At 69.1% G+C, this 20013-nt stretch carries 18 protein-coding genes and 1 tRNA gene; 13 read left to right on the plus strand and 6 right to left on the minus strand.

From position 1 onward, the window contains the following. Nucleotides 1-149 precede the first annotated feature (149 nt). The 9 genes from OO69_RS53935 to OO69_RS29025 all read left to right on the plus strand — a co-directional run bounded on the left by OO69_RS53935 (nt 150) and on the right by OO69_RS29025 (nt 8794). Nucleotides 150-1337 (plus strand): ROK family protein, encoded by a 1188-nt coding sequence (locus OO69_RS53935; protein WP_420707915.1) that lies wholly within the window; start codon nt 150-152, stop codon nt 1335-1337. 157 nt (nt 1338-1494) lie between these two features. Beyond that, nucleotides 1495-2307 carry an LPXTG cell wall anchor domain-containing protein gene (locus OO69_RS28990; protein WP_033283775.1) on the plus strand — a complete coding sequence of 271 codons (813 nt, stop codon included), beginning with the start codon at nt 1495-1497 and terminating at the stop codon, nt 2305-2307. Between the two features lie 31 nt (nt 2308-2338). After that, entirely contained in the window at nt 2339-3094 is a 756-nt protein-coding gene (locus tag OO69_RS28995; RefSeq protein ID WP_033283776.1) for a GntR family transcriptional regulator, read from the plus strand. 132 nt (nt 3095-3226) lie between these two features. Next, nucleotides 3227-4351: a TIGR03364 family FAD-dependent oxidoreductase gene (locus OO69_RS29000; protein WP_033283894.1), complete on the plus strand. Its 1125-nt coding sequence runs from the start codon at nt 3227-3229 to the stop codon at nt 4349-4351. A gap of 5 nt (nt 4352-4356) precedes the next feature. Continuing rightward, the gene (locus OO69_RS29005) at nt 4357-5055 is read left to right on the plus strand and encodes a phosphonatase-like hydrolase (RefSeq protein ID WP_033283895.1); all 699 of its coding nucleotides are present in this window, start codon (nt 4357-4359) and stop codon (nt 5053-5055) included. Then, nucleotides 5052-6098 (plus strand): ABC transporter ATP-binding protein, encoded by a 1047-nt coding sequence (locus tag OO69_RS29010; RefSeq protein ID WP_033283777.1) that lies wholly within the window; start codon nt 5052-5054, stop codon nt 6096-6098. Before OO69_RS29005 ends, OO69_RS29010 begins: the two co-directional genes overlap by 4 nt. Beyond that, nucleotides 6091-6906: a 2-aminoethylphosphonate ABC transporter permease subunit gene (locus OO69_RS29015; RefSeq protein WP_199811050.1), complete on the plus strand. Its 816-nt coding sequence runs from the start codon at nt 6091-6093 to the stop codon at nt 6904-6906. Before OO69_RS29010 ends, OO69_RS29015 begins: the two co-directional genes overlap by 8 nt. Next, entirely contained in the window at nt 6893-7690 is a 798-nt protein-coding gene (locus tag OO69_RS29020) for an ABC transporter permease (protein WP_078652609.1), read from the plus strand. The genes OO69_RS29015 and OO69_RS29020 overlap by 14 nt, the downstream gene beginning before the upstream one ends. A gap of 48 nt (nt 7691-7738) precedes the next feature. Continuing rightward, the gene (locus tag OO69_RS29025) at nt 7739-8794 is read left to right on the plus strand and encodes a 2-aminoethylphosphonate ABC transporter substrate-binding protein (RefSeq protein WP_033283779.1); all 1056 of its coding nucleotides are present in this window, start codon (nt 7739-7741) and stop codon (nt 8792-8794) included. Nucleotides 8795-8797: 3 nt separating this feature from the next. Here the strand turns inward: OO69_RS29025 and OO69_RS29030 are convergent, their stop codons facing one another. Continuing rightward, nucleotides 8798-9577, minus strand: a complete 780-nt coding sequence (locus tag OO69_RS29030) for an HAD-IIA family hydrolase (RefSeq protein ID WP_033283780.1) — start codon at nt 9575-9577, stop codon at nt 8798-8800. Nucleotides 9578-9723: 146 nt separating this feature from the next. Here OO69_RS29030 and OO69_RS29035 point away from each other — a divergent pair, with 146 nt between their 5' ends. Then, nucleotides 9724-10272, plus strand: a complete 549-nt coding sequence (locus OO69_RS29035; protein WP_033283781.1) for a hypothetical protein — start codon at nt 9724-9726, stop codon at nt 10270-10272. Nucleotides 10273-10278: 6 nt separating this feature from the next. Continuing rightward, nucleotides 10279-10962 carry a class F sortase gene (locus OO69_RS29040; protein ID WP_033283782.1) on the plus strand — a complete coding sequence of 228 codons (684 nt, stop codon included), beginning with the start codon at nt 10279-10281 and terminating at the stop codon, nt 10960-10962. Between the two features lie 250 nt (nt 10963-11212). Here the strand turns inward: OO69_RS29040 and OO69_RS29045 are convergent, their stop codons facing one another. After that, nucleotides 11213-11956, minus strand: a complete 744-nt coding sequence (locus OO69_RS29045; protein ID WP_033283783.1) for a GAF and ANTAR domain-containing protein — start codon at nt 11954-11956, stop codon at nt 11213-11215. Between the two features lie 177 nt (nt 11957-12133). Between OO69_RS29045 and OO69_RS29050 the strand changes: the two genes are divergently transcribed. Then, nucleotides 12134-13162 carry a glycoside hydrolase family 6 protein gene (locus OO69_RS29050; protein WP_033283784.1) on the plus strand — a complete coding sequence of 343 codons (1029 nt, stop codon included), beginning with the start codon at nt 12134-12136 and terminating at the stop codon, nt 13160-13162. 106 nt (nt 13163-13268) lie between these two features. Here the strand turns inward: OO69_RS29050 and OO69_RS29055 are convergent, their stop codons facing one another. From OO69_RS29055 to OO69_RS29070, 4 genes are all read right to left on the minus strand, one after another. Further along, the gene (locus tag OO69_RS29055) at nt 13269-15203 is read right to left on the minus strand and encodes a kelch motif-containing protein (protein ID WP_033283785.1); all 1935 of its coding nucleotides are present in this window, start codon (nt 15201-15203) and stop codon (nt 13269-13271) included. Next, nucleotides 15200-17167, minus strand: a complete 1968-nt coding sequence (locus tag OO69_RS29060) for a glycosyltransferase family 2 protein (protein ID WP_033283786.1) — start codon at nt 17165-17167, stop codon at nt 15200-15202. Before OO69_RS29060 ends, OO69_RS29055 begins: the two co-directional genes overlap by 4 nt. A gap of 318 nt (nt 17168-17485) precedes the next feature. Further along, a complete protein-coding gene (locus OO69_RS29065) occupies nt 17486-18199 on the minus strand; it encodes a FadR/GntR family transcriptional regulator (protein WP_033283787.1) in 714 nt (237 codons plus the stop codon). Nucleotides 18200-18379: 180 nt separating this feature from the next. Next, a tRNA-Lys gene (locus OO69_RS29070) sits at nt 18380-18453 on the minus strand. Between the two features lie 180 nt (nt 18454-18633). On the opposite strand from OO69_RS29070, the gene OO69_RS29075 reads away from it, so the two are divergent. Beyond that, entirely contained in the window at nt 18634-19980 is a 1347-nt protein-coding gene (locus tag OO69_RS29075) for a peptidoglycan-binding protein (RefSeq protein ID WP_033283788.1), read from the plus strand. The last annotated feature ends 33 nt before the right edge of the window (nt 19981-20013 follow it).

Raw genomic sequence — 20013 nt, forward strand, 5'->3', positions numbered from 1 at the left:
GACGCCCGGGGTCAGCCGGACCCGCAGGATCGGCGAGACGCCCGGGGTCAGCCGGACCCGCAGGATCGGCAGGGGGCCCGGAACCGGCAGAACGCCCGGCCTCGGCGGGGAGGCGGGCGGCGTCAGGTACACGGGCGGCGGGCGGTGGTGTGGAGGGTGGCGGTACGGACGCCGGTGCCGCGGGCGTCGAGCGGCGCCTTGCGGACTCCGGGCGGTCTGCCGGTTCCGGGCGCGTTGCTGATGTTGCGGGTCTAGCTGATGCCGGGCGCGTTGCCGACCCTGCGGGTCTCGCTGACCCCGGGCGCCCTGCGGACCCTGCGGGTCTCGCTGGCGCCGCGCGGCCAGCCGAGCCGGTGCGTCCCGTGAACCCGGCATCCGCAGCGCACGCTGCCCCTGTACCTGTCGGCGCTCGCCTCCTCGCCGATGCCGGGCGGTCTGCCGGTTCCGGGCGCCCTGCCGATCCTGCGGGTCCGGCTGACCCCGGGCGTCTCGCCGATCCTGCGGGTCCGGCTGACCCCGGGCGTCTCGCCGATCCTGCGGGTCCGGCTGACCCCGGGCGTCTCGCCGATCCTGCGGGTCTTCCTGACCCCGGGCGTTTTGCCGATGCTGCTGGTCTTGCTGACTCCGCGTCCCTCGCCAATCCGGTGACCGCCGCGCAGCGTGCCTCCACCGTTCACCTCCTCGGCGTGGGTGTGGCCCTGCCCGGTCCGCTCGATCATGCTCACGGCGTCCTGCATCGGGTTACCGGGTTTCCTGAGTGGGACGGGTTTCCGTTGCGGGATGCGTTGGCTCGGCGGCTCGGGGTGTCTGTGGTGGTGGACAAGGACACGAACGCCGCCGCGCTCGGGCTGGCCGTCGGCGGGGAGGGCGGGGCCTTTGCCTATCTGCATCTCGGGACCGGGCTCGGTGCCGGGCTGGTGATCGGCGGGGGTGTGCACCGGGGGGCGCGGACCGGGGCCGGGGAGTTCGGGCATCAGGTGATCCAGCTGGACGGGCCGCCCTGCGACTGCGGGAACCGGGGCTGTATCGAGGCCCTGTGCCTGGCCGCCGTGGTGGGCGGTGATGTCGATGAGGCGGCGCGGGTGCTCGGTGCCGGTGCCGCGAATCTCGTGGGGCTGCTCGACATCGACCTCGTGCTGCTGGGCGGCCGTACCGTCGCCGCCGACCCGGAACCCTTCGTACGCGGAGTCGCCGCCGTCCTCGGCGAACGCGCCCGGCGCGAGGGAGCCCGCGAGGCCGCCGTACCCGTACGGGTCGCCCCCGGCGGGGCGCGGGGCGTCGCGGAGGGGGCGGCGCAGTTGCTGCTGGGGCCGCTGTTCGGACGGGCGGACGGGTAGGGGGGCGGGTGGTTGTCCGGGAAAGTGTGACGCTTTCGCCGGATCTGTAACACTTCCGCCGAACAGGGGTCCCGCCGCGCCCGTTCGAGGCATTCCCGGCCCCCGCCCGGCACGGCACCCCTGATCGGCGGCGCCCCTCCGGCACGCTCATGTGTTTATGCGACTTCCCCTGAGTCCGCGCACCCCACTGCGCACACCCCTGTCCCGGTTCCTGTCCCTCTGCCTCGCCGCAGCCGCACCCCTCCTCGTCACCGCCGCCCCACCGGCCCACGCAACGGCCGCCGCCCCCGCCTGCGCCGCCCCCGACGCCCGCGCCTTCCCCCTCACCACCCGCATCCACGACGGCCCCGACACCTACGCGGCCGGCGGCGGCTACGGCATCTGGTACCTCGACCTCACCAACACCACCGCCCGCCGCTGCACCGCGATCCACCCGGTCGTCGTCCTCGTCGACCAGCAACGCGCCCTGAAACCGTCCCAGCCCAAGCTCGAGTTCTACGACGGCACCCGCCCCCGCCCGCACCCCGTCCACTTCGAGAAGACCGACGAGGCCGAACTCGTCGGCGCCTTCGACGACGGCTTCCCGGGGTTCACCGTCGACCCCGGCAAGACCCTCACGGTGAAGGTGCGCCTCGCGCTCGCCCCGGACGCCGTCGCGAACGAGATCACCGCCGACGCGGCCGTCGTACAACGGCATGCCGACGACGGGGACTGGATCGGTCAGTCGAACGACTACCGCTTCGCCGTCGAGGCCGCCGACCCCGCCGACCTCGAAGCCGTCCCCAGCGGCTCGGCCACTTCCCCCGCCACCCCCGCTCCGTCCGCCGCGACCTCGCCCCCCGCCGAGGACCTCTCGTTCACCGACGAACTCGCCAGTACCGGAATCGGCCCCGCGCACCTCGTTCTCGCCGCCCTGTCCGTCCTCCTAGTCACCAGCGGCGCCCTGCTGCTGGCGCGGAGGCGCCGATAACGCGGGCCGCCACCTCTGCGACGATCTACGGGTGGACTACCCGAACGACCAGGCCCCCGGCGCCCCCGTCCGCTCCGGCATCCCGGAGCACGGCCGCATCCCCAAGTACTACGCGGTCAAGGCTCAAATCGCCGTGCTCGTCGACGAGTTGGGGGAGGGCGGCCTGATCCCGACCGAGCGCGACCTCTCCGAGCGGTACGAGGTCGCCCGCGAGACCGTGCGGCAGGCGCTGCGCGAACTCGTGCTGGAGGGCAGGCTGCGCCGGCAGGGTCGGGGCACGGTCGTCGCGGGTCCCAAGCTGGAGCAGCCGCTGTCCCTGGCCAGCTACACCGAGGGCGTACGGCGGCAGGGGCGCACCCCGGGCCGCAGCCTCGTCACCCTCGACCGCTTCCCCTGCACCGACGCCCTCGCCGCCGAGACCGGACTGACCCGCGGCGAACCCGTCTGGCACCTGGAGCGCGTCCTGCTCGCCGACGACGAACGGGTCGGCCTCGAAAGCACCTACGTCTCCGTCGCCCGAGTCCCGCACCTGGACACGGACTTCGAGCCCGACTCCTCGTTCTACGGCTACCTCAACGCCCGCGGCATCCACTTCGGCGACGCCGACGAACGCATCGAGACCGTGCTGGCCACCCCGCGCGAGGCCCTCCTCATCGGCACCCCGCCCGCCCTCCCGATGCTGCTGATCCACCGGGTGTCCAGGGACACGGAGGGCCGCCCGCTGGAACGGGTCCGGGGCCTGTACCGGGGCGACCGCTTCTCCTTCACCACCCACCACAGAGGCTGACCGACAGGGCTGCCGCAGTGCCCTCGATTATCACGGATAGATAACGGGTCTAGCCCAAACGTGATGGGTCGTTCACGCTTTCGTTGGGAGCCGGACCTTTCCGGTTCCCGGATCCCGAGGAGCGTGGCCGTCGTGAGAGTGACAGTCGTCGGAGGCGGCGTGGTGGGCACCATGCACGCCTGGCAAGCAGTGGAACGCGGCCATGAGGTCGTACAGATCGAGCGCGAGGCGGAGGCTCGCGGCGCGTCGTTGCGCAACTTCGGGCAGATCTGGGTGAGTGGCCGCGCGGGCGGCGAAGAGCTCGAAACCGCCCTGCGAGCACGGGAGTTGTGGGAGGAGATCGGGGCCCGCGTCCCGGCGCTCGGCTTCCGGGCCAACGGTTCGCTGACCCCCGTCCGGGGCGACCGCGAACTCGCCGTCGCGGAGGCCGCCGTAGCGCGGGAGGACTCCGCGGCGCGCGGCTACAAGCTCCTCACCCCGGCCGAGGCCCGCGCCGTGAATCCCGCCCTGCGCGGCGACTTCACCGCCGCCCTGTACTGCGAACGCGACGCGGCCGTCGAACCCCGTACCGCCCAACTCGCCCTGCGCGCCGAGCTGTCGAAGTCCCCGAACTACACCTTCCTGCCGGGCCGCGAGGTCCGCGAGGTGATCGGCGAGCACGCGGTGCGCGACGACCACGGGGACGTGCACGCCTCCGACGCGGTCGTGCTGTGCACCGGCGCCTGGCTCGGCGGCCTCGTCCGCGAACTCGCCGGGCCCGAACTCCCCGTCCGCCGCGTCCGGTTGCAGATGATGCAGACCGACCCGCTCGGCGAACCGCTCACCACGTCGATCGCCGACGCGGACAGCTTCCGCTACTACCCGGCCTACCGTGGCCAGGCCCTCGACCAACTCAACGCCGATCAACCGCAGTTGCCGACCCCGGCCGCCCACGCCATGCAACTCCTCATGGTCCAGCGCGCCGACGGCGGACTGACCATCGGCGACACCCACGAGTACGAGCACCCCTTCGCCTTCGACACCACCGAGGCGCCCTACGACCATCTCGCCGAGGTCGTCGAGTCGTTCCTCGGCCGCCCTCTCCCGAAGATCCGCCGCCGCTGGGCCGGCGTGTACGCGCAGTGCACCGACCCTGCCCGCGTCGTCCACCGCCAACAGGTGCGCGACGGCGTGTGGTTGGTGACCGGGCCGGGCGGGCGCGGCATGACCTGCTCCCCGGCGATCGCCGAGACCACCGCGAACGAACTGGACTGGTGACCCCCATGACCTCCCTCATGAACCCCACGACACCCGGCACGACACCCGACATCCGCCTCGTCGTCCTCGACATGGCCGGCACGACCGTCGCCGACGGCGGTCTAGTAGAGGAGGCGTTCACGGCGGCCGCCCGGCACATGGGCGAAGAACCCGCCGACATGCTCGACTACGTCCGCGCCACCATGGGCGAGTCCAAGATCTCCGTCTTCCGCCACCTGTTCGGCGAGGAGACCAAGGCCCAGGACGCCAACAAGGCCTTCGAAGCGGCGTACGCCGACCTCGTCGACGCCGGCCGGGTCGCCGCCCTGCCCGACGCCCGCGAGACCATCGAGACCCTCAAGTCCCAAGGCCGCACGGTCGTGTTGACCACCGGCTTCGCCCGCGCCACCCAGGACGCGATCCTGGCCGCCCTCGGCTGGCAGGACCTCGCCGACCTCACCCTGTGCCCCGCCGACGCCGGCGGCCGGGGACGCCCGTACCCGGACATGGTGCTGACCGCCTTCCTGCGTACGGCGGTTGCGGACGACGTACGGCAGATGGCGGTCGTCGGCGACACCTCGTACGACATGCTCAGCGGGGTCCGCGCGGGGGCGGGGCTGGTCGCCGGTGTGCTGACCGGCGCCCACGACGCGGACGCGCTGCGGGCGGCCGGGGCGGGCCAAGTCCTCGACGGCGTAGGACAGTTGCCCGGAGTCCTCGCATGACGAACGGCATCCGCTTCGACTCCGTCACCGTTGCCTACGACGGCACGGTCGTCCTCGACGCCCTCGACCTCATCGTCGAACCCGGCGAGGTCATGGCCCTGCTCGGGCCGTCCGGCTCCGGCAAGACCACGGCGCTGCGGGCGGTCGCGGGGTTCGTACGGCCGGTGTCGGGGCGGGTGTTCCTCGGCGGGCGTGACGTCACCGACCTGCCGCCGTACCGGCGGGGGGTCGGGATGGTCGTGCAGCAGTACGCGCTGTTCCCTCATCTGCGGGTCGAGGACAACGTGGCGTTCGGGCTCAGGGCGCAGAAGGTGCCGCGCGGGGAGATCCGTACCCGGGTCGCCGAGGCGCTGGAGATGGTCGGCATGGGGGAGTACGCGCGGCGCCATCCACGGGAGTTGTCCGGTGGGCAGCAGCAACGCGTGGCCATCGCACGGGCGTTGGCCATCCGGCCCGGGGTTCTCCTTCTCGACGAACCCCTCTCCGCGCTCGACGCGCAGCTGAGGTCCGGGATGCTCGCCGAACTCGCCCGGCTGCACCGGGAGTTGCCCGAGGTGTCGATCCTCTACGTCACGCATGACCAGGTCGAGGCGCTCACTCTGGCCGACCGGATCGCCGTCATGGACCGGGCTCGGCTTCAGGAGTGCGGGACGCCGCGCGAGCTGTACCGGGCGCCTAAGAGTGAGTTCACGGCGGGGTTCGTCGGGAGCGCGAATCTGTTGCCGGTGACTGTGGGGGAGCGGGGGGTGTTCTTCGGGGAGCAGCGGGTTGAGGTGCGGGGGGTTGTTTCCGGGGGTGAGGCGACCTTGTGTGTACGGCCGCATCTCGTTGGGCTGGGGGAGGGGCCCAATCAACTCGCCGGTGTCGTACGGGAGATCCAGTGGCGTGGGGCCACTCACCGGCTCTACGTCGATGTGGATGGGCGGCGGGTCATGGCTGACGTACCGGAGTTGAAGAAGCCGCCTGTGTATGGGGATGCGGTGACGTTGCATTTCGCGCCGGAGGATGCGGTGTTGCTGTGCGCTGGAGTTGGCGATGAGTGAGGTTGTTCGTTGGGCGCGGGCCGGTGGGGGCTGGGCGCGCAGTTCCCCGCGCCCCTGGGGGGTGGCCCTGCTGCCCGTTGCAATCCTCAGCCTTCTCTTTCTTTACCCACTCGCCCTCGTCGTTCGGCAGTCCTTTCAGCCGGCCACCGCCTACGCCGACGTCTTCTCATCCGAGTTGTTCCGTACCGCCCTCTGGACCACCGTCTGGATCGCTGTCGTATCGACCCTCGGATGCATGCTCCTCGGGTTCGTGCTGGCGTTGATCATCGCGTTCGTGCCCTTCCCCGGAGCCAAGACAGTCGCCCGCTTCATCGACGTCTACCTCTCCTTCCCCTCCTTCCTGATCACGCTCGCCCTGCTCTTCATCTACGGCACCACCGGCATCGTCGGTTCGTTCCAGTTCCTCGCGACGCCCTGGGGTGTGCTGCTCGCGGAGGTCACCTACTTCACGCCGTTCGTGATGCGGCCGCTGCTCGCCGCGTTCTCGCAGCTGGACACCGCGCAGTTGGAGGCGGCTTCGAGTCTCGGAGCCAAGGCGCCCCGCATCATCCGGCAGGTCATCCTGCCGGAGGCGCTCCCCGCGCTCGCCGCCGGCGGGAGCCTCGTGCTCGTCCTCTGTCTCAACGAGTTCGGGATCGTGCTGTTCACCGGCGCCAAAGGGGTCACGACCCTCCCCATGCTCGTCTACAGCAAGGCGATCCTGGAGTCGGACTACCCGGGCGCGTGTGTGGTCGCCGTCGTCAACGTCCTTATATCCGTGGGGCTCTACGGCCTCTACCGGGTGGTGAGCCGTCGTGTTGGTGCATAGCCGCAAGGCGAAGTGGGCTGTGTGGCTGGTCTTCGCCGTCCTCTTCCTGCCCCTCTTCGCGCTGCCCCTCCTCGTCGTCCTCGGGGCATCCTTCGCCACCAACTGGTCCGGGGTCCTGCCCTCCGGTTTCACCACCTCCCACTACTCCGCCGCGACCCGGGGTGAGGCCCTCCAGGCGCTCACCACCAGCCTGGTCACCGCCCTCACCGCGAGCCTGTTCGCGCTCGGCATCGGAACCTGGGCCGCGCTCGCCGCCGCCGGGCTCAAGAAGCGTCAACGCCGGGTGCTGGACGCCCTGTTCGTGCTGCCGGTGGCCGTGCCGTCCGTCGTGGTGGGCCTCGCGATCCTCGTCGCGTTCTCCAAGCCGCCGATGCTGCTCAACGGCACCCGGTGGATCGTGATCCTCGCCCACACCGTGCTCGTGACCGCCTTCGCCTACCAGTCCGTGTCCGCCGCGATCGTCCGCCTCGACCCGGCCTACGAACAGGCCGCCGCCTCTCTCGGCGCCCGGCCGCTGTACGTCCTGTGGCGGATCCGGCTGCCGTTGCTGCTGCCGTCGCTCACCGCCGCCGTAGGACTCTGTTTCGCCCTGTCCATGGGCGAGTTGAGCGCCACGATGATGCTCTATCCGCCCGACTGGACCACGCTTCCGGTCCTCATCTACTCGGCCACCGACCGCGGCGCCCTGTTCGCCGGGTCCGCGCTCGCCGTGGTCCTGATGACGGCGACCCTGCTCGTCCTGCTCGTCGTCTCCCGGGTTCGCAACCGGGCCTCGTACCGCTGATCCACCAGCACCTCAACTGACCTCACCACGCCAGGAGTTGGCCTCGCCATGCCCAGAAACGCACTCAAGATCGCCGTAGCCGTATCGCTCTGCGCCACCCCGCTCCTCACCGCCTGCGGCGGTACCTCCGCCGCCTCCGACGCCAAGGTCGTCACCGTCTACAGCGCCGACGGGCTCAAGGGCGAGAACGGCGACGGCTGGTACGACCAGGTCTTCAAGGACTTCGAGAAGCAGACCGGCATCGAGGTCAAGTACGTCGAGGGCGGCTCCGGCGAGATGGTGCAGCGTGCCGTCCGGGAGAAGAGCAACCCGCAGGCGGATGTCCTCGTGACCCTGCCGCCGTTCATCCAACAGGCCGACAGCAAGGGGCTGTTGCAGAAGTACACCCCGGCCGGTGCCGACCAGGTCAGCGGCGCCGACAAGGCCACTGACGGCACCTGGACCTCCGTCGTCAACAACTACTTCGGGTTCGTCTACAACAAGAAGCAGCTCGCCCAAGCGCCCACCACCTGGGACGAGTTGCTCGACGGCAAGTACAAGAACAAGCTCCAGTACTCCACGCCCGGAGTCGCCGGCGACGGAACCGCCGTACTGATCAAGGCGATTCACGACTTCGGCGGGAAGGACGCGGCCCTCGCCTATCTGAAGAAGCTGCAGTCCAACAACGTCGGCCCGTCCGCCTCGACCGGCAAGCTCGCGCCCAAGGTCGACAAGGGTGAACTCCTCGTCGCCAACGGCGATGTGCAGATGAACTACGCCCAGTCCAAGACCATGCCGAACCTCGGCATCTGGTTCCCGGCGAAGCAGGGCGGCAAGCCCACCACCTTCGCCCTCCCGTACGCGGCCGGTCTCGTCACCAAGGCCCCGCACAGCGCCAACGGCAGGAAGCTCCTCGACTACCTGCTCAGCCGCACCGCCCAGCAGCAGGTCAGCTCGGTCGGCGGCGGCTTCAGCGCCCGCCAGGACGTCAAGGCCACCGACGCCAACGCCACCGCCCTGACCAAGCTCATGACCGGCGTCGAGATCTTCCAGCCGGACTGGTCGGACATCGACAAGAACCTGACGTCGTACGTCGAGGACTGGCAGTCCGCGACCGGCAGTTGAGTCTCAGATCAGGTCGACCAGGTCCGCGATGGACTCCACGACCGTCGTGGGGCGGTAGGGGTAGCGCTCCACATCACCCCTGGTCGTCAGCCCGGTGAGGACGAGGAAGGTCTCCATCCCGGCCTCCAGTCCCGCGAGGACGTCCGTGTCCATGCGGTCGCCGATCATGGCGCTGGTCTCCGAGTGCGCGCCGATGGTGTTCAGCGCCGACCGCATCATCAGCGGGTTCGGCTTGCCGACAAAGTAGGGCTCCTTGCCGGTCGCCTTGGTGATCAGCGCGGCCACCGACCCGGTGGCCGGCAGGGCGCCCTCGGGCGAGGGGCCGGTGTTGTCGGGGTTGGTCGCGATGAACCGGGCCCCGTCGTTGATCAGCCGGATCGCCTTGGTCAGGGCCTCGAAGGAGTACGTCCGGGTCTCGCCCAGGATCACGAAGTCCGGGTCGGAGTCGGTCAGCACGTACCCCGCGTCGTGCAGCGCCGTCGTCAGCCCGGCCTCGCCGATGACGTAGGCGGTGCCGCCGGGGTGCTGGTTGTCCAGGAAGGCGGCGGTGGCCAGCGCCGAGGTCCAGATGTTCTCCACCGGGACGTCGAGACCGATCCGGCTCAGGCGGGCGTGCAGGTCACGCGCGGTGTAGATCGAGTTGTTGGTGAGGACCAGGAACGGGCGCCCCTTCTCCCGCAGCGTCTTGATGAACGCCTCCGCGCCGGGCACCGGGACGCCCTCGTGCATCAGCACCCCGTCCATGTCGGTGAGCCACGATTCGATGGGCTTGCGCTCTGTCATGGGTGGGCACTCCTGCGGTACGCGGGCATGTGAGGTGACCATGCTATGCACCTTCCGGCGCCGTCCCCCATATGGAGCAGCGGGGCGTGGCTGAGGATGCGGCCGTCCGCTGTGAGGAGGAGTCTCCAGATATCTGGAGGTTCACGATGGGTTCACTGAAAGTCACACTCTGTGCGGGTGCCGCGGTGGTCCTCACGGCGCTCACCCCGACGGCGTACGCGGCGGACGGAGGCGGTGTCACGGTGACCCCCGCCTCCCCGTCCCCCGGCGCCGACGTAGCGCTCAGGATCAGCGGCTGTGCCGGTACGACGGGCTCGGCGGCGTCCGCCGCGTTCGTCGCCGACGCCAAACTGGTCGGCGCGTCCGGCACCCTCGCAGGCGAGACCCGGGTCCGCACCTCGCTGGAACCGGGCAGCTACGACGTGAGGATCACCTGCGGGAGCGTGACGGTGAAGGGCGCGATCAAGGTCGTAGAACACGGGTCCCAGTCCCCGTCGGCACCCCCCTCCACCCCCGCCTCGCCGGTCGCCCCCGTCCACGCGGGCGGCGGCGGTGCGGCGGCGCACCTCGCGGCCGTGGACGCGCGGGCCGCCGGTCCCGGTACCGCGCACGCGGTGGTCGGTCTCCTGCTGGCCGGTGTCGCCGCGACGGCCGTGGCGCTGCGCAGCGCCCGCCGGGGCCGCAGGACGGGCTGACCGGCCATGTTCGATCACGACGGGCCCGCCGAGCACGAGCGTTCCTCCGGCACCGGGCGGCTGCTGACCGGGGTCGCCTGGGCCGTGCTGCTGCTCGGACTCTGGCTGTGGGGACAGGACCTGACCGACATCCGGCTGGGCATATCCGCGCCGACGACCGGTGACGTGGCGGCGGTCGGACGCCCCCCGGAGGCCGAACTCCCGCCCGCCGCCAAGCCGTTGGGCAACGCGCTGCCACAGCGCATCGACATCCCCCAACTCGCCGTCCAGGCACCGGTGGTGGCCCGCGGCCTCGACACCCAGGGCGCGATCGACCCACCGCCGTTCGACCAGGCGGCCGTGGTCGGCTGGTACGGGAGTGGAGTACGGCCCGGAGCCGTCGGAACGGCCCTGATGGTCGGGCACGTCGACACCGAGACCCGCCCCGCCGTCTTCTACAAGCTCAGCACCCTCCGCCCGGGCGGCACGATCCGCGTGATCCGCGACGACGGCAAGGTCGCCGAGTTCACCGTCGACGACGTCCGCGTCCTGACCCGCGCCCACTTCGACGCCCAACAGGCCTACGGCACCCGGCAGTCGGGCCGCGCCGAACTCCGCCTCATCACCTGCGGCGGCACCTTCGACCGCGTCGGCCGCAGCTACACGGCGAACGTCATCGTGTCCGCCTACCTCACCGGCACCGGACTCTGACAACCGGGCCCGGCCGACGACCTGCTCCCCCCTGAAGCCGCCGACCGGGCTGGTCCTCAACCGCACGCGCACGGGTTGCGGGAGTAACCCGGCGAACGGCGCGGGAGGTCTGGAAAACCAGTGGTGGAAGGTGTGTGTTCGGGCCAGGGGCCAGGGCCGTTGGGAATGACTCTAGAACGAATGGGCGTCCGGGCCTAGAGGGCAAATAACGCCATGTCTCACAGCAGTTGCGCACTGTCATATGCACTGGTCACAGTCGGTCCACAGGTCCCCCCTCGATCACCGCCCGCGCGACCCGGTCCAGCGGCATCCGGCGCCGCCGCGCATGCCCGCGCAGCGCGGTGAACGCCTCGTCGGTACCGACCTGCCAGCGCTCGGCGAGCATCCCCTTGGCCTGCTCGATCCGCACCCGGCTCGACAACGCCTCCTGCAACTGCCCCGCCAGGGAACGGGATTGAGCGTACGCGCGGTGGTTCTCCAGCCCCAGACCGACGGCATCGGCGAGCGCCTGCGCCACCACCAGCTCCGAACGCCAGCTGTCCGAGGCGCAGTTGGGCAGCGCCGTCGCGAACACGTTGAGCGCGCCGAACCGCGTGCCCCGCCGCCGCACCGGCACCGCGAAGGTCGCCACGACGCCGTACCGCAGGGCCCGCTCGGTGAACTCCGGCCAGCGGGCGGCCGCATGGGCCGCACCGATCGACACCGGCGGTACGGGCCGCCCGGACCCGTAACTCTCCAGACAGGGCCCGCCGTCGCGCTGAGCGGCAAGCAGTTCGAGCGCCATGTCCTCCCGACCACCGCACGTGCTCCCGCCCAACGCCACCGCCTCACCACCGTCGATCAGCACGATCCCGGCAGCCCGAGCGGACAGCAGCTCCACGCAGTGATCGGCCAGCCGACGCAGATAGTCCCCGGTGTCGAAGGTCTCCGTCAGGGTGTCGGCAGCCTCCACCAGCGCCGCGGCCAACCGGCCCTCCCGGGTCGTGTGGTGCATGACAGCCACCTTCTCCCTGCCCCGGAACCGAGCGCGCCGGGCAGACCCTAGGCCGCGCATCTACCCACAAGGGCGGAGGTGTAACAGCCCGCCGACAACACCCCGGGCGTTCTCGTGGGCGGCACGCCACGTATGTCACGATTGACCCTTGGATCGGTACAGCCAAGGGGGAGTTGGATGTACGGCAGCCAGGGGACCCCGGTCTCCTTCGGCACACGGACGTCGGCGCTGGTCCTGGGGGCGGCACTGCTGATGGCGGGGTGCTCCTCCTCCGGGGACGGAGACAAGAAACCCGACGTGAACGCGAAGATCACCCAACAGCCCGACGGATCCGACCCGATCTGGGTCAACCCGGACACCAACGCGGCCCGCCAGCTGGCCACTTACGTCGACGCGGGCAAGACGGCGGAAGCCGAGCAGATCAGGAAGATCGCCGAACAGCCGACCGGCGAGTGGATCGGCGCGGAGAACCCGAAGGCGGAGGCCCAGGGCTTCACCGAGGCCGCCGACCAGGCCGGCCGCACCGCCCTCCTGGTCCTCTACAACATCCCGCACCGCGACTGCGGCCAGTACTCCCAGGGCGGAGCGGGCGACGGCGACGCGTACCGGGCGTGGATCGACGCGGTGGCCCAGGGCATCGCGGACCGCAAAGCCACGCTGATCCTGGAACCGGACGCCGTCCTCCACCTGGTGGACGGCTGCACTCCCACCCAATTCCAGGCGGAGCGCTACGACTTGCTCGCCTACGCGATCACCAAGCTCAAGTCCCTGAAGAACACCAAGGTCTACCTGGACGCCGGAAACGCGGGCTGGGGCCACCCCGACGAGATCTACCAGCCCCTCGAACGAGCAGGCATCGCCAAGGCCGACGGCTTCGCGGTCAACGTCTCCAACTTCTACTCCACCCAGGACTCCATCGCCTACGGCAAACAACTCTCGGCAAAAACCGGCGACAAACACTTCGTCATCGACACCAGCCGCAACGGCAACGGCCCCTACACGTCCGGCAACACAGACGAGAACTGGTGCAACCCCCCAGGCAGGTCCCTGGGAGAAACCCCCACGACGAAGACCGCAGACCCGTTGGTGGACGCCTACCTGTGGATCAAACGCCCGGGTGAGTCGGACGGCGAGTGCAAGGGCGGCCCGAAGGCGGGCGATTGGTGGCCAAGTTACGCACTGAACCTGGCCAAGTCTTCCAACTAACGCAAGGCCGCACGCCCTGCTTTTAGGGGCGCGGGGCTGTATCGATTTGCGGCTCCGCCGCGTGGGCGCGACCAGCCCCCACGCCCCCGCACCCAAAACACAACCCCTAGGGCACCTTCACCCACACTGCCTTACTCGGCGTCCCCTGATCATCATCCACAAACAGCATGTACCACCCCGACTGCACCAAGTTCCGATCCTTAGGCACAGTCACCGTGACCTTGTCCCCAGCAGTCTTGAAGTCCAGGGCAATAGACCGCTGATCAACATCCGTCACATGCGTAGACGCACTGGGCCGAATCAACCGCACCTTCTTGATCGAAGAAGCATGCGCCGAGGTGAACGTCCCCGAAGCCCCCCGAGCAATAACCCCCGGCCCCCCAGAAAGATCCGGCCGAGAATCCCGGTAAAGATACGGCGGCGTATAGATCTCGATCCGCTGCTCAAAAACCCCCGGCTTCGTATCCGCCTTGTCCGCATACAACGGATTGGACCCGAAGAACATCACCCGCCCGTCCGGCAGCAGAATCGACCCGGAGTGATAGTCCCGCCCGACCAGCGGATCGGCGACCTCCTCGAACGTATTCGTATCCGGGTGATACAGCCGAGCCTGAAGGATGTCGGACTCACCACGCCCCCGATAATCCTCGGACCCACCCGAAACCAAAACGGTGTCATCAGGCAGGATCGAGGTCTGCGGATACCGGGTCCCCTTCTCCAACGAGGGCCCGTCCACGAACTTGGGATCGGCAGCCTTCAGATCGACGAGCCGGGTCTTGTTGGTGGACAACTTCGACTCCCCAACACCCCCACCCCCGATGACCATGTACTTCTCGTCCTGAGCCGGCGCCAACAACACAGTCGCCGAGGTCTCCAACATGTTCGGATCACTGAGCCCCGGCACCTTGGTGAACGCGTTGGTGTCGACGTCCCAAATCCCCGGATCCCGCCCCACGTTGTCCGGCCCGTACCCCGCATTGGATCCCGAGTAGAACAACTTCCCGTTCTCCATCAGGAACAGCGCAGGATACGTAGGAAACTGCCGCTTGGTCTTCGTGTACGTCCACTTCTTCGTCGCCGGATCAAAGACCTCGTTCTTCCCCGGCACCAACTGCCCGATGTCATCGAGCCCGGAGACACTGAGCACTTTCCCATCGCTCAAGGTCGTCAACGTCGGATACCATCGAGCCTCGTTCATCGGATCGACCTTGATGTACTTCTCGGCGACCGGATCGAACTCGTACGCGTTCTTGATCCCCTCGAAGTCCCGCTTGTCCAGCCCGAACTTGTTCCCGATGCCGTACGTGTTGCGCTCGTCGGCGCCGGTCAACCCCTGGATCCGGTAGTTGTCCTGGGCCCCGGTCTCGTACTTGGTGCCTTCCTTCGGTGCCTCGACGACGACCCGGGCGTAACCGGGGTTGTTCCGCAGGAACTTGCCGGTGTTCTTGTCGAACACCTTGGTCGCACGCGGAATCAGCGCCGAATCCGTGGACACGAACGACTTGCCGTTCGCCTTGCCCGTGAACCTCGTCCCCTGAGGCAGCGTCATCGGCTTGTCGGGATTCTCGTTGTAGAGAATCATGACGCCACCCGCCTTCTTGACGTCCCCCTTCAGCTTCTCGTACTTCTTGGTGCCGCCCGCGATGAGGATGTTCCCGTTGGCGAGTTGGGTGTGCCCCGTGCAGAACAGATCAGCGGGAGTCGGGACCTTCTTGATCGTCCCCTTCACCGGGTCCCATATCCGCGATTCGAACTTCTTCGCGTTGAAGTTGTCCTGGTTGTTCCCCGAGCCCGCGACGAGCAGCACCTTCCCGGTGTGCAGCAGCACCGCGTGAATGGTGTCCTGCCGGTACTCCTTGGGGAACTGGATGATGTCCCAATGCCCGTTGTCGGCCTTGTACTCGGGCTTGTTGATGACGTACTGGTGGTATCTCTCGGTCCCGAATCTGTACAGCCAGGGCCCGTTCATCCCGGCCAGGGCGAGTACGACCACCGTGCTGATCGCGAGTCGACGGGCACGGCGCCGGCCGGCTTCCTTCATTCCTTACGACCCCCCGCCCCACCGAGCGCGATCTGCATGGTCTGCTCTCCCGTGCCGCCGGAAGCCGCCCAACTGGGCTTCTGCTGAGGGGAATGCGGGGCCTGAGCGACCGGCGACGGCCGCGGCGCCGGAACGGCGTCCTGAACCACGTCCGGGAGGACAGCGGACGACCGCTTCCTCTCCTGCCGCACCATGTACCGCCAGGCGAGGATCGGCGACGCGGTGATCAGCAGCGCGAACGTCGCCCAGGTGATCATCGCCGGATGGGAGTGCCCGTTCTCGAACCCCGCGATCAGCGACCCGGCGAAGATCAGGATGAAGAACCAGTGCACCCGGAACGTCCCGAACAGCGTGTCGGGGCTGGCCGAGTCACCCTTCGGCGTGACCACGAACCTGCTCTTGCGGCGCAGCACGGCGTCCAGCAGCGAGCGCGCGTATATCGGCGCCGACAGCGCGGACATCACCATGCCCGCGACCCCGCCCGACCCCTCCGGCTCGTGCGGCGAGACGTTGTGCCGCCGGTTCCAGATGTAGAGCCCGATCTGCAGCGCGGACGCGTTGCCGTAGAGCATCAGCCACACCGTCGGGTCGATGTTCACGCCCGAGGCGCCCATCCCCAGGAACAGGGCGCAACTCAGCGCCGCCAGTATCCAGTTGAGGGCCGACATCGGGTAGAAGATGATCATCATCGTGTAGTTGAAGAACTTCCCCGGAGGCATCGAGAAGAAGCCCTTCCAGTACTGCTTGAGGATCGTCTCGTACGTCCCTCTGGACCACCGGAGTTGCTGCGTGAAGAAGTCCGTCCAGGCGCTGGGCCCCTCGCCGACCGCGAGCACGTCCGGCGTGTAGACCGACTTCCACTTCTTCCCGGTGACCGGGTTCTTCGCCCGGTGCATCTCAAAGCCGGTCGCCATGTCCTCGGTGATCGAGTCGTACAGGCCGCCGATCTGCCGAAGTGCCGTGATCCGTACGGCGTTTGACGTGCCGACGAACATCGGCGAGCCGTAGCGGTTGCCGGCCCGCTGGATCAGGGCGTGGAAGAGGAACTGCTGCGACTCGGCCGCCTTGGTGACCGGGCCCTCGTAATTGCCGTACACCTGGGGGCCGATGACGAAGCCGACGTCCGGGTCGCGGAAGAAACCCAGCATCCGCTCCAGGTAGTTGGGCAGCGGCACGTGGTCGGTGTCGACGGAGGCGAAGTAGTCGTACGCGTCGCCGTGCGCGTCGAGCCAGGCGTTGTAGTTGCCGTGCTTGGTCTTCGCCCGGTGCGCGCCCTTGGGGCGGTTCCACTTCTCGACTCCCTTGCGGGTGAAGTGGTGTACGCCGAGCCGCCCGCAGACGGCCTTGACCTCGGGGTCGTCGCCCTCGTCCAGCAGCCACACATGCAACAGCCCCCGGTGGCGCAGCCGTACGGCTGCCTCCAAGGTCTTGGTGACCATCTCCAGGGGCTCCTTGCCGGGCACGAAGGTCGTGATGAACGCGACTCTCGTGCCGGTCTCCGGCACCACCGGGACCGGGTCGCGGGCGACCAGCGTGGCGTGCGCGTTGGACAGCACGTTCATGCAGCGGAAGAACTCGATCAGGCCGATCGCGACCAGCATCACGATGTCCAGCGCGGGCAGGAAGTCGTAGGCGGGATAGTCGCGTTGGGTCCAGTGCTCGGGCTGCATCAGCCAGCCCAGCAGGATCAGGGAGAGCAGCGGCGCCGCGCCCAGCATGAGGGCGGCGCGCAGGCGGTGCGTCTCCTGCGACAGCAGCGACCGGTACTGGACCTTGTACGGCTTGCCCGGCTCGGGCTGCGTGAGGGGTCCCGCCAGGCGGCTGTAGTGCTCGTAGTCGTATCTCGGAAGTGTGCTCTTGATCCGCTGGAGACCGGCGGTCCGGTGTCCCGGGACTCTGAGCTCGGTGGTTTGTGTCTGTGACGGGTCGAGGTTGTGCCGGGCGCCCGTCGGCGTCGACGTCATGAGTCATCCCCCCACACGCGAGAACGCGCGTGTCTGTTTGTCTCGGCCGCCCGCCGGCGTCCCCCTCGACCCTCGACGGGCGTGTCAGTGGTGCCGCAGTCACCACACAGTCCGCTCACAGAGATGTGCGACCGCGACCGGCCGGTTGCGCGATGCCCCCTCCGACATCTGTTCCAGGGCGGGGCCCCTCCTCCCCGCGAAACCGCGCGACCGGTTCCGTACGTACCCCCTCAACTGCCGTGTACCGGCAGTATCTTCGAAACCAGGGTTCTACGGTGCTCAGCTTGATCGCAAGACACGAAACGCGGTGTTAACCGGTCATACGCGTTCATTGGGGCGCGTGTGGGGATCATGTGGAGCCGTTGTGGACAGTCTTGTGCGCACGTTGTCGAAGTGCTCTCTTATGGCGTTCTCGGCACGTTTCGCATCCCCGGACCGGACCGCGTCGAGGATCGCCCGGTGCTGGCGGCAGGTGACCCCGGGGTCCTGCGGGCCGGCCGCGAGATCGGTGTGGACGCGGTGGAAGGCGTCCCAGAACGCCTCCAGGACCTCGCTCAGCAGCGCGTTGTCCAGACCCCGGTAGAGCGTTGCGTGGAAGGCGCGGTCGGTGGCCGCGAGCCCGATCCCCTCGGCGGCCTCCCGCTCCATCTGCCGTACCAGAGCGTCGAGTTCGACGAGGTCCCGCTCGGGCAGCCGCCCCGCGAGCCGGGCGACGAGCCCCGACTCCACCGCCTCCCGCAGTTCGAGCAGCTGCAGCAGGCTGTCCTCGCCGCGGTAGTGCCCGACGACCGTGCGGAACGCGAGCCCCTCGACCATCGGCGCGAGCGACATCGGGCCGACGTACGTCCCGAAGCCGTGCCGGATCTCGACGATCCCCATCGCCTGCAGCGCCTTGAGCGCCTCGCGCACCGAGTTCCGGCTCGCACCGAGAAACACCATCAGCTCGGGCTCGGTCGGCAGCGGGGCCCCGGAGGACAGCCGACGGTCGAGGATGAGCTTCTTGATCCGCTCCTGCAGGTCACGGGCTGTCATGGCCAGAGGGTATCCGGCCAAACGGGGGGTGAGCTGTGTTCCGCCCGCACGGATGTTCCGTCCGCGCGGCTGCCTCCGCCCACGCGAAAGGCCCCCCGCCGCGCGCGGCGAAGCCGTGCAAAAACGACGATGGCGAGGCATGTTCGCGTTTTCTGCGAACGTGCCTCGCCATCGTCATCGTGCGCCGCCAGGGACTCGAACCCCGGACCCGCTGATTAAGAGTCAGCTGCTCTAACCAACTGAGCTAGCGGCGCGCGTGTTGACCTGCACAACTCTACCGGATGCCCGGGGGTGCTCCCGACCACCCCCGGACGGGTCCCGGTCGACCTCTGTACATCATTCGGACCGTCAACATGCGAGTCCGGAAGACAGTTGAGAAGCTGGCGGATGTGCACGAGCGCGGATATTTTCACCTGGAGTGTGAGGGGCGTCGCATGGAGACTCCGGTATTCGAGGAATTCGATCCCGCGAGCGATTGCGACTGCCCCGGATGTGCTGACCGGCGGCGCCGCCGGCCGCATTCCCCGACCGGCCGCACCGGCGGCCACCCCGCCGCCCAGCGGGCCCTCTTCGTGGCGGCCGCGGCGTCCGCGACCCTCGCCGCCGGGCATGCCGTACCGGCTGCGGCCGCTCCCCACGCTCCGGCCCGCCCCGGCGTTCCCGCAGGTGACACGGGTGACGAGCCCGCCACCCCGCAGGGGAGCAAGGCCCCGCTGCACGGCCCGAGCGGGAAACCGGCGAAGCCGGCCGGTGCGGTCAAGGCGCCCACGACCACCCGCGCGGAGATCATCAACCGGGCCAAGACCTGGATCGCGGCGCAGGTGCCGTACAGCATGAACGCGTACTGGTCCGACGGTTACCGGCAGGACTGCTCGGGGTTCGTCTCGATGGCCTGGGGGCTGCCGGGGAACGAATGGACCGGGAGTCTCGACCAGTACGGCGTGCGTATTGCCAAGGACGAACTGGAGCCCGGCGACATTCTCCTGTTCCACAATCTCGCGAACCCCGAGAAAGGCTCGCACGTCGTCATTTTCGGCGGCTGGACCGACTACACGCACACCTACTACATCGCCCTGGAGGAGACCCCCTCGCACGCCCGCCGCCAGTCCACGCCGTACGCGTACTGGAGCCACTCGGACAGCTATGTGCCCTACCGCTACAAGGGCGTGACGGGCGGCACGGAAGGCGTGACCCCCGTGGTTCCGGTGACCCCGGTGGACGCGGGCAAGGCGAACACGGCGTACCCGGGAGCGTCGGCTTTCGGCCCCGGAGCCGACAACCAGTACGTCACCCAGCTCGGCACGATGCTCGTCGCCCGGGGTGCGGGCTCGTACTACACCTCGGGTCCCGGCCCGCGCTGGTCGGACGCGGACCGGCGGGCCACCCAGGCGTTCCAGCTCGCCCAGGGCTGGACCGGCGCGGACGCGGACGGCCTGCCCGGCCCGCAGACCTGGCAACTGCTCGTCACCGGCAAGGGCAAGAACGTCGGCGGCACGGCGGCCGTGGGAGCGGCGGGCCCGCCGGCACCCTCTTCCCACGGCGTCCCCGGCTACCCGGGCAAGGCCGTTTTCCGCCTCGGCGCGAACAACAAGTACGTCACCGAGCTGGGAAAGCAGCTGGTCAAGAAGGGTTTCGGCAAGTACTACACGACGGGCCCGGGACCGCGCTGGGGCGAGCCGGACCGGCGCAACGTCGAGGCCTTCCAGCGCGCCCAGGGCTGGCGCGGCGGCGCGGCGGACGGCTACCCGGGCCCGGAGACCTGGCGCCGCCTCTTCTCGTAATCACGCACATCACCATCCGTTGTGACGCATCTG

Source organism: Streptomyces sp. NRRL F-525 (assembly GCF_000716605.1).
Lineage (GTDB): Bacteria > Actinomycetota > Actinomycetes > Streptomycetales > Streptomycetaceae > Streptomyces.

What these genes read in the sequence shown, in the direction of transcription:
- OO69_RS29040 (WP_033283782.1), top strand. Translation starts at nt 10,279, where the DNA reads ATGTTCGATCACGACGGGCCCGCCGAGCACGAGCGTTCCTCCGGCACC.
- OO69_RS29030 (WP_033283780.1), bottom strand. Translation starts at nt 9,577, where the DNA reads ATGACAGAGCGCAAGCCCATCGAATCGTGGCTCACCGACATGGACGGG.
- OO69_RS29035 (WP_033283781.1), top strand. Translation starts at nt 9,724, where the DNA reads ATGGGTTCACTGAAAGTCACACTCTGTGCGGGTGCCGCGGTGGTCCTC.
- OO69_RS29055 (WP_033283785.1), bottom strand. Translation starts at nt 15,203, where the DNA reads ATGAAGGAAGCCGGCCGGCGCCGTGCCCGTCGACTCGCGATCAGCACG.
- OO69_RS29050 (WP_033283784.1), top strand. Translation starts at nt 12,134, where the DNA reads ATGTACGGCAGCCAGGGGACCCCGGTCTCCTTCGGCACACGGACGTCG.
- OO69_RS29010 (WP_033283777.1), top strand. Translation starts at nt 5,052, where the DNA reads ATGACGAACGGCATCCGCTTCGACTCCGTCACCGTTGCCTACGACGGC.
- OO69_RS29005 (WP_033283895.1), top strand. Translation starts at nt 4,357, where the DNA reads ATGACCTCCCTCATGAACCCCACGACACCCGGCACGACACCCGACATC.
- OO69_RS29045 (WP_033283783.1), bottom strand. Translation starts at nt 11,956, where the DNA reads ATGCACCACACGACCCGGGAGGGCCGGTTGGCCGCGGCGCTGGTGGAG.
- OO69_RS29075 (WP_033283788.1), top strand. Translation starts at nt 18,634, where the DNA reads ATGGAGACTCCGGTATTCGAGGAATTCGATCCCGCGAGCGATTGCGAC.
- OO69_RS29025 (WP_033283779.1), top strand. Translation starts at nt 7,739, where the DNA reads ATGCCCAGAAACGCACTCAAGATCGCCGTAGCCGTATCGCTCTGCGCC.
- OO69_RS28990 (WP_033283775.1), top strand. Translation starts at nt 1,495, where the DNA reads ATGCGACTTCCCCTGAGTCCGCGCACCCCACTGCGCACACCCCTGTCC.
- OO69_RS29065 (WP_033283787.1), bottom strand. Translation starts at nt 18,199, where the DNA reads ATGACAGCCCGTGACCTGCAGGAGCGGATCAAGAAGCTCATCCTCGAC.
- OO69_RS29015 (WP_199811050.1), top strand. Translation starts at nt 6,091, where the DNA reads ATGAGTGAGGTTGTTCGTTGGGCGCGGGCCGGTGGGGGCTGGGCGCGC.
- OO69_RS29060 (WP_033283786.1), bottom strand. Translation starts at nt 17,167, where the DNA reads ATGACGTCGACGCCGACGGGCGCCCGGCACAACCTCGACCCGTCACAG.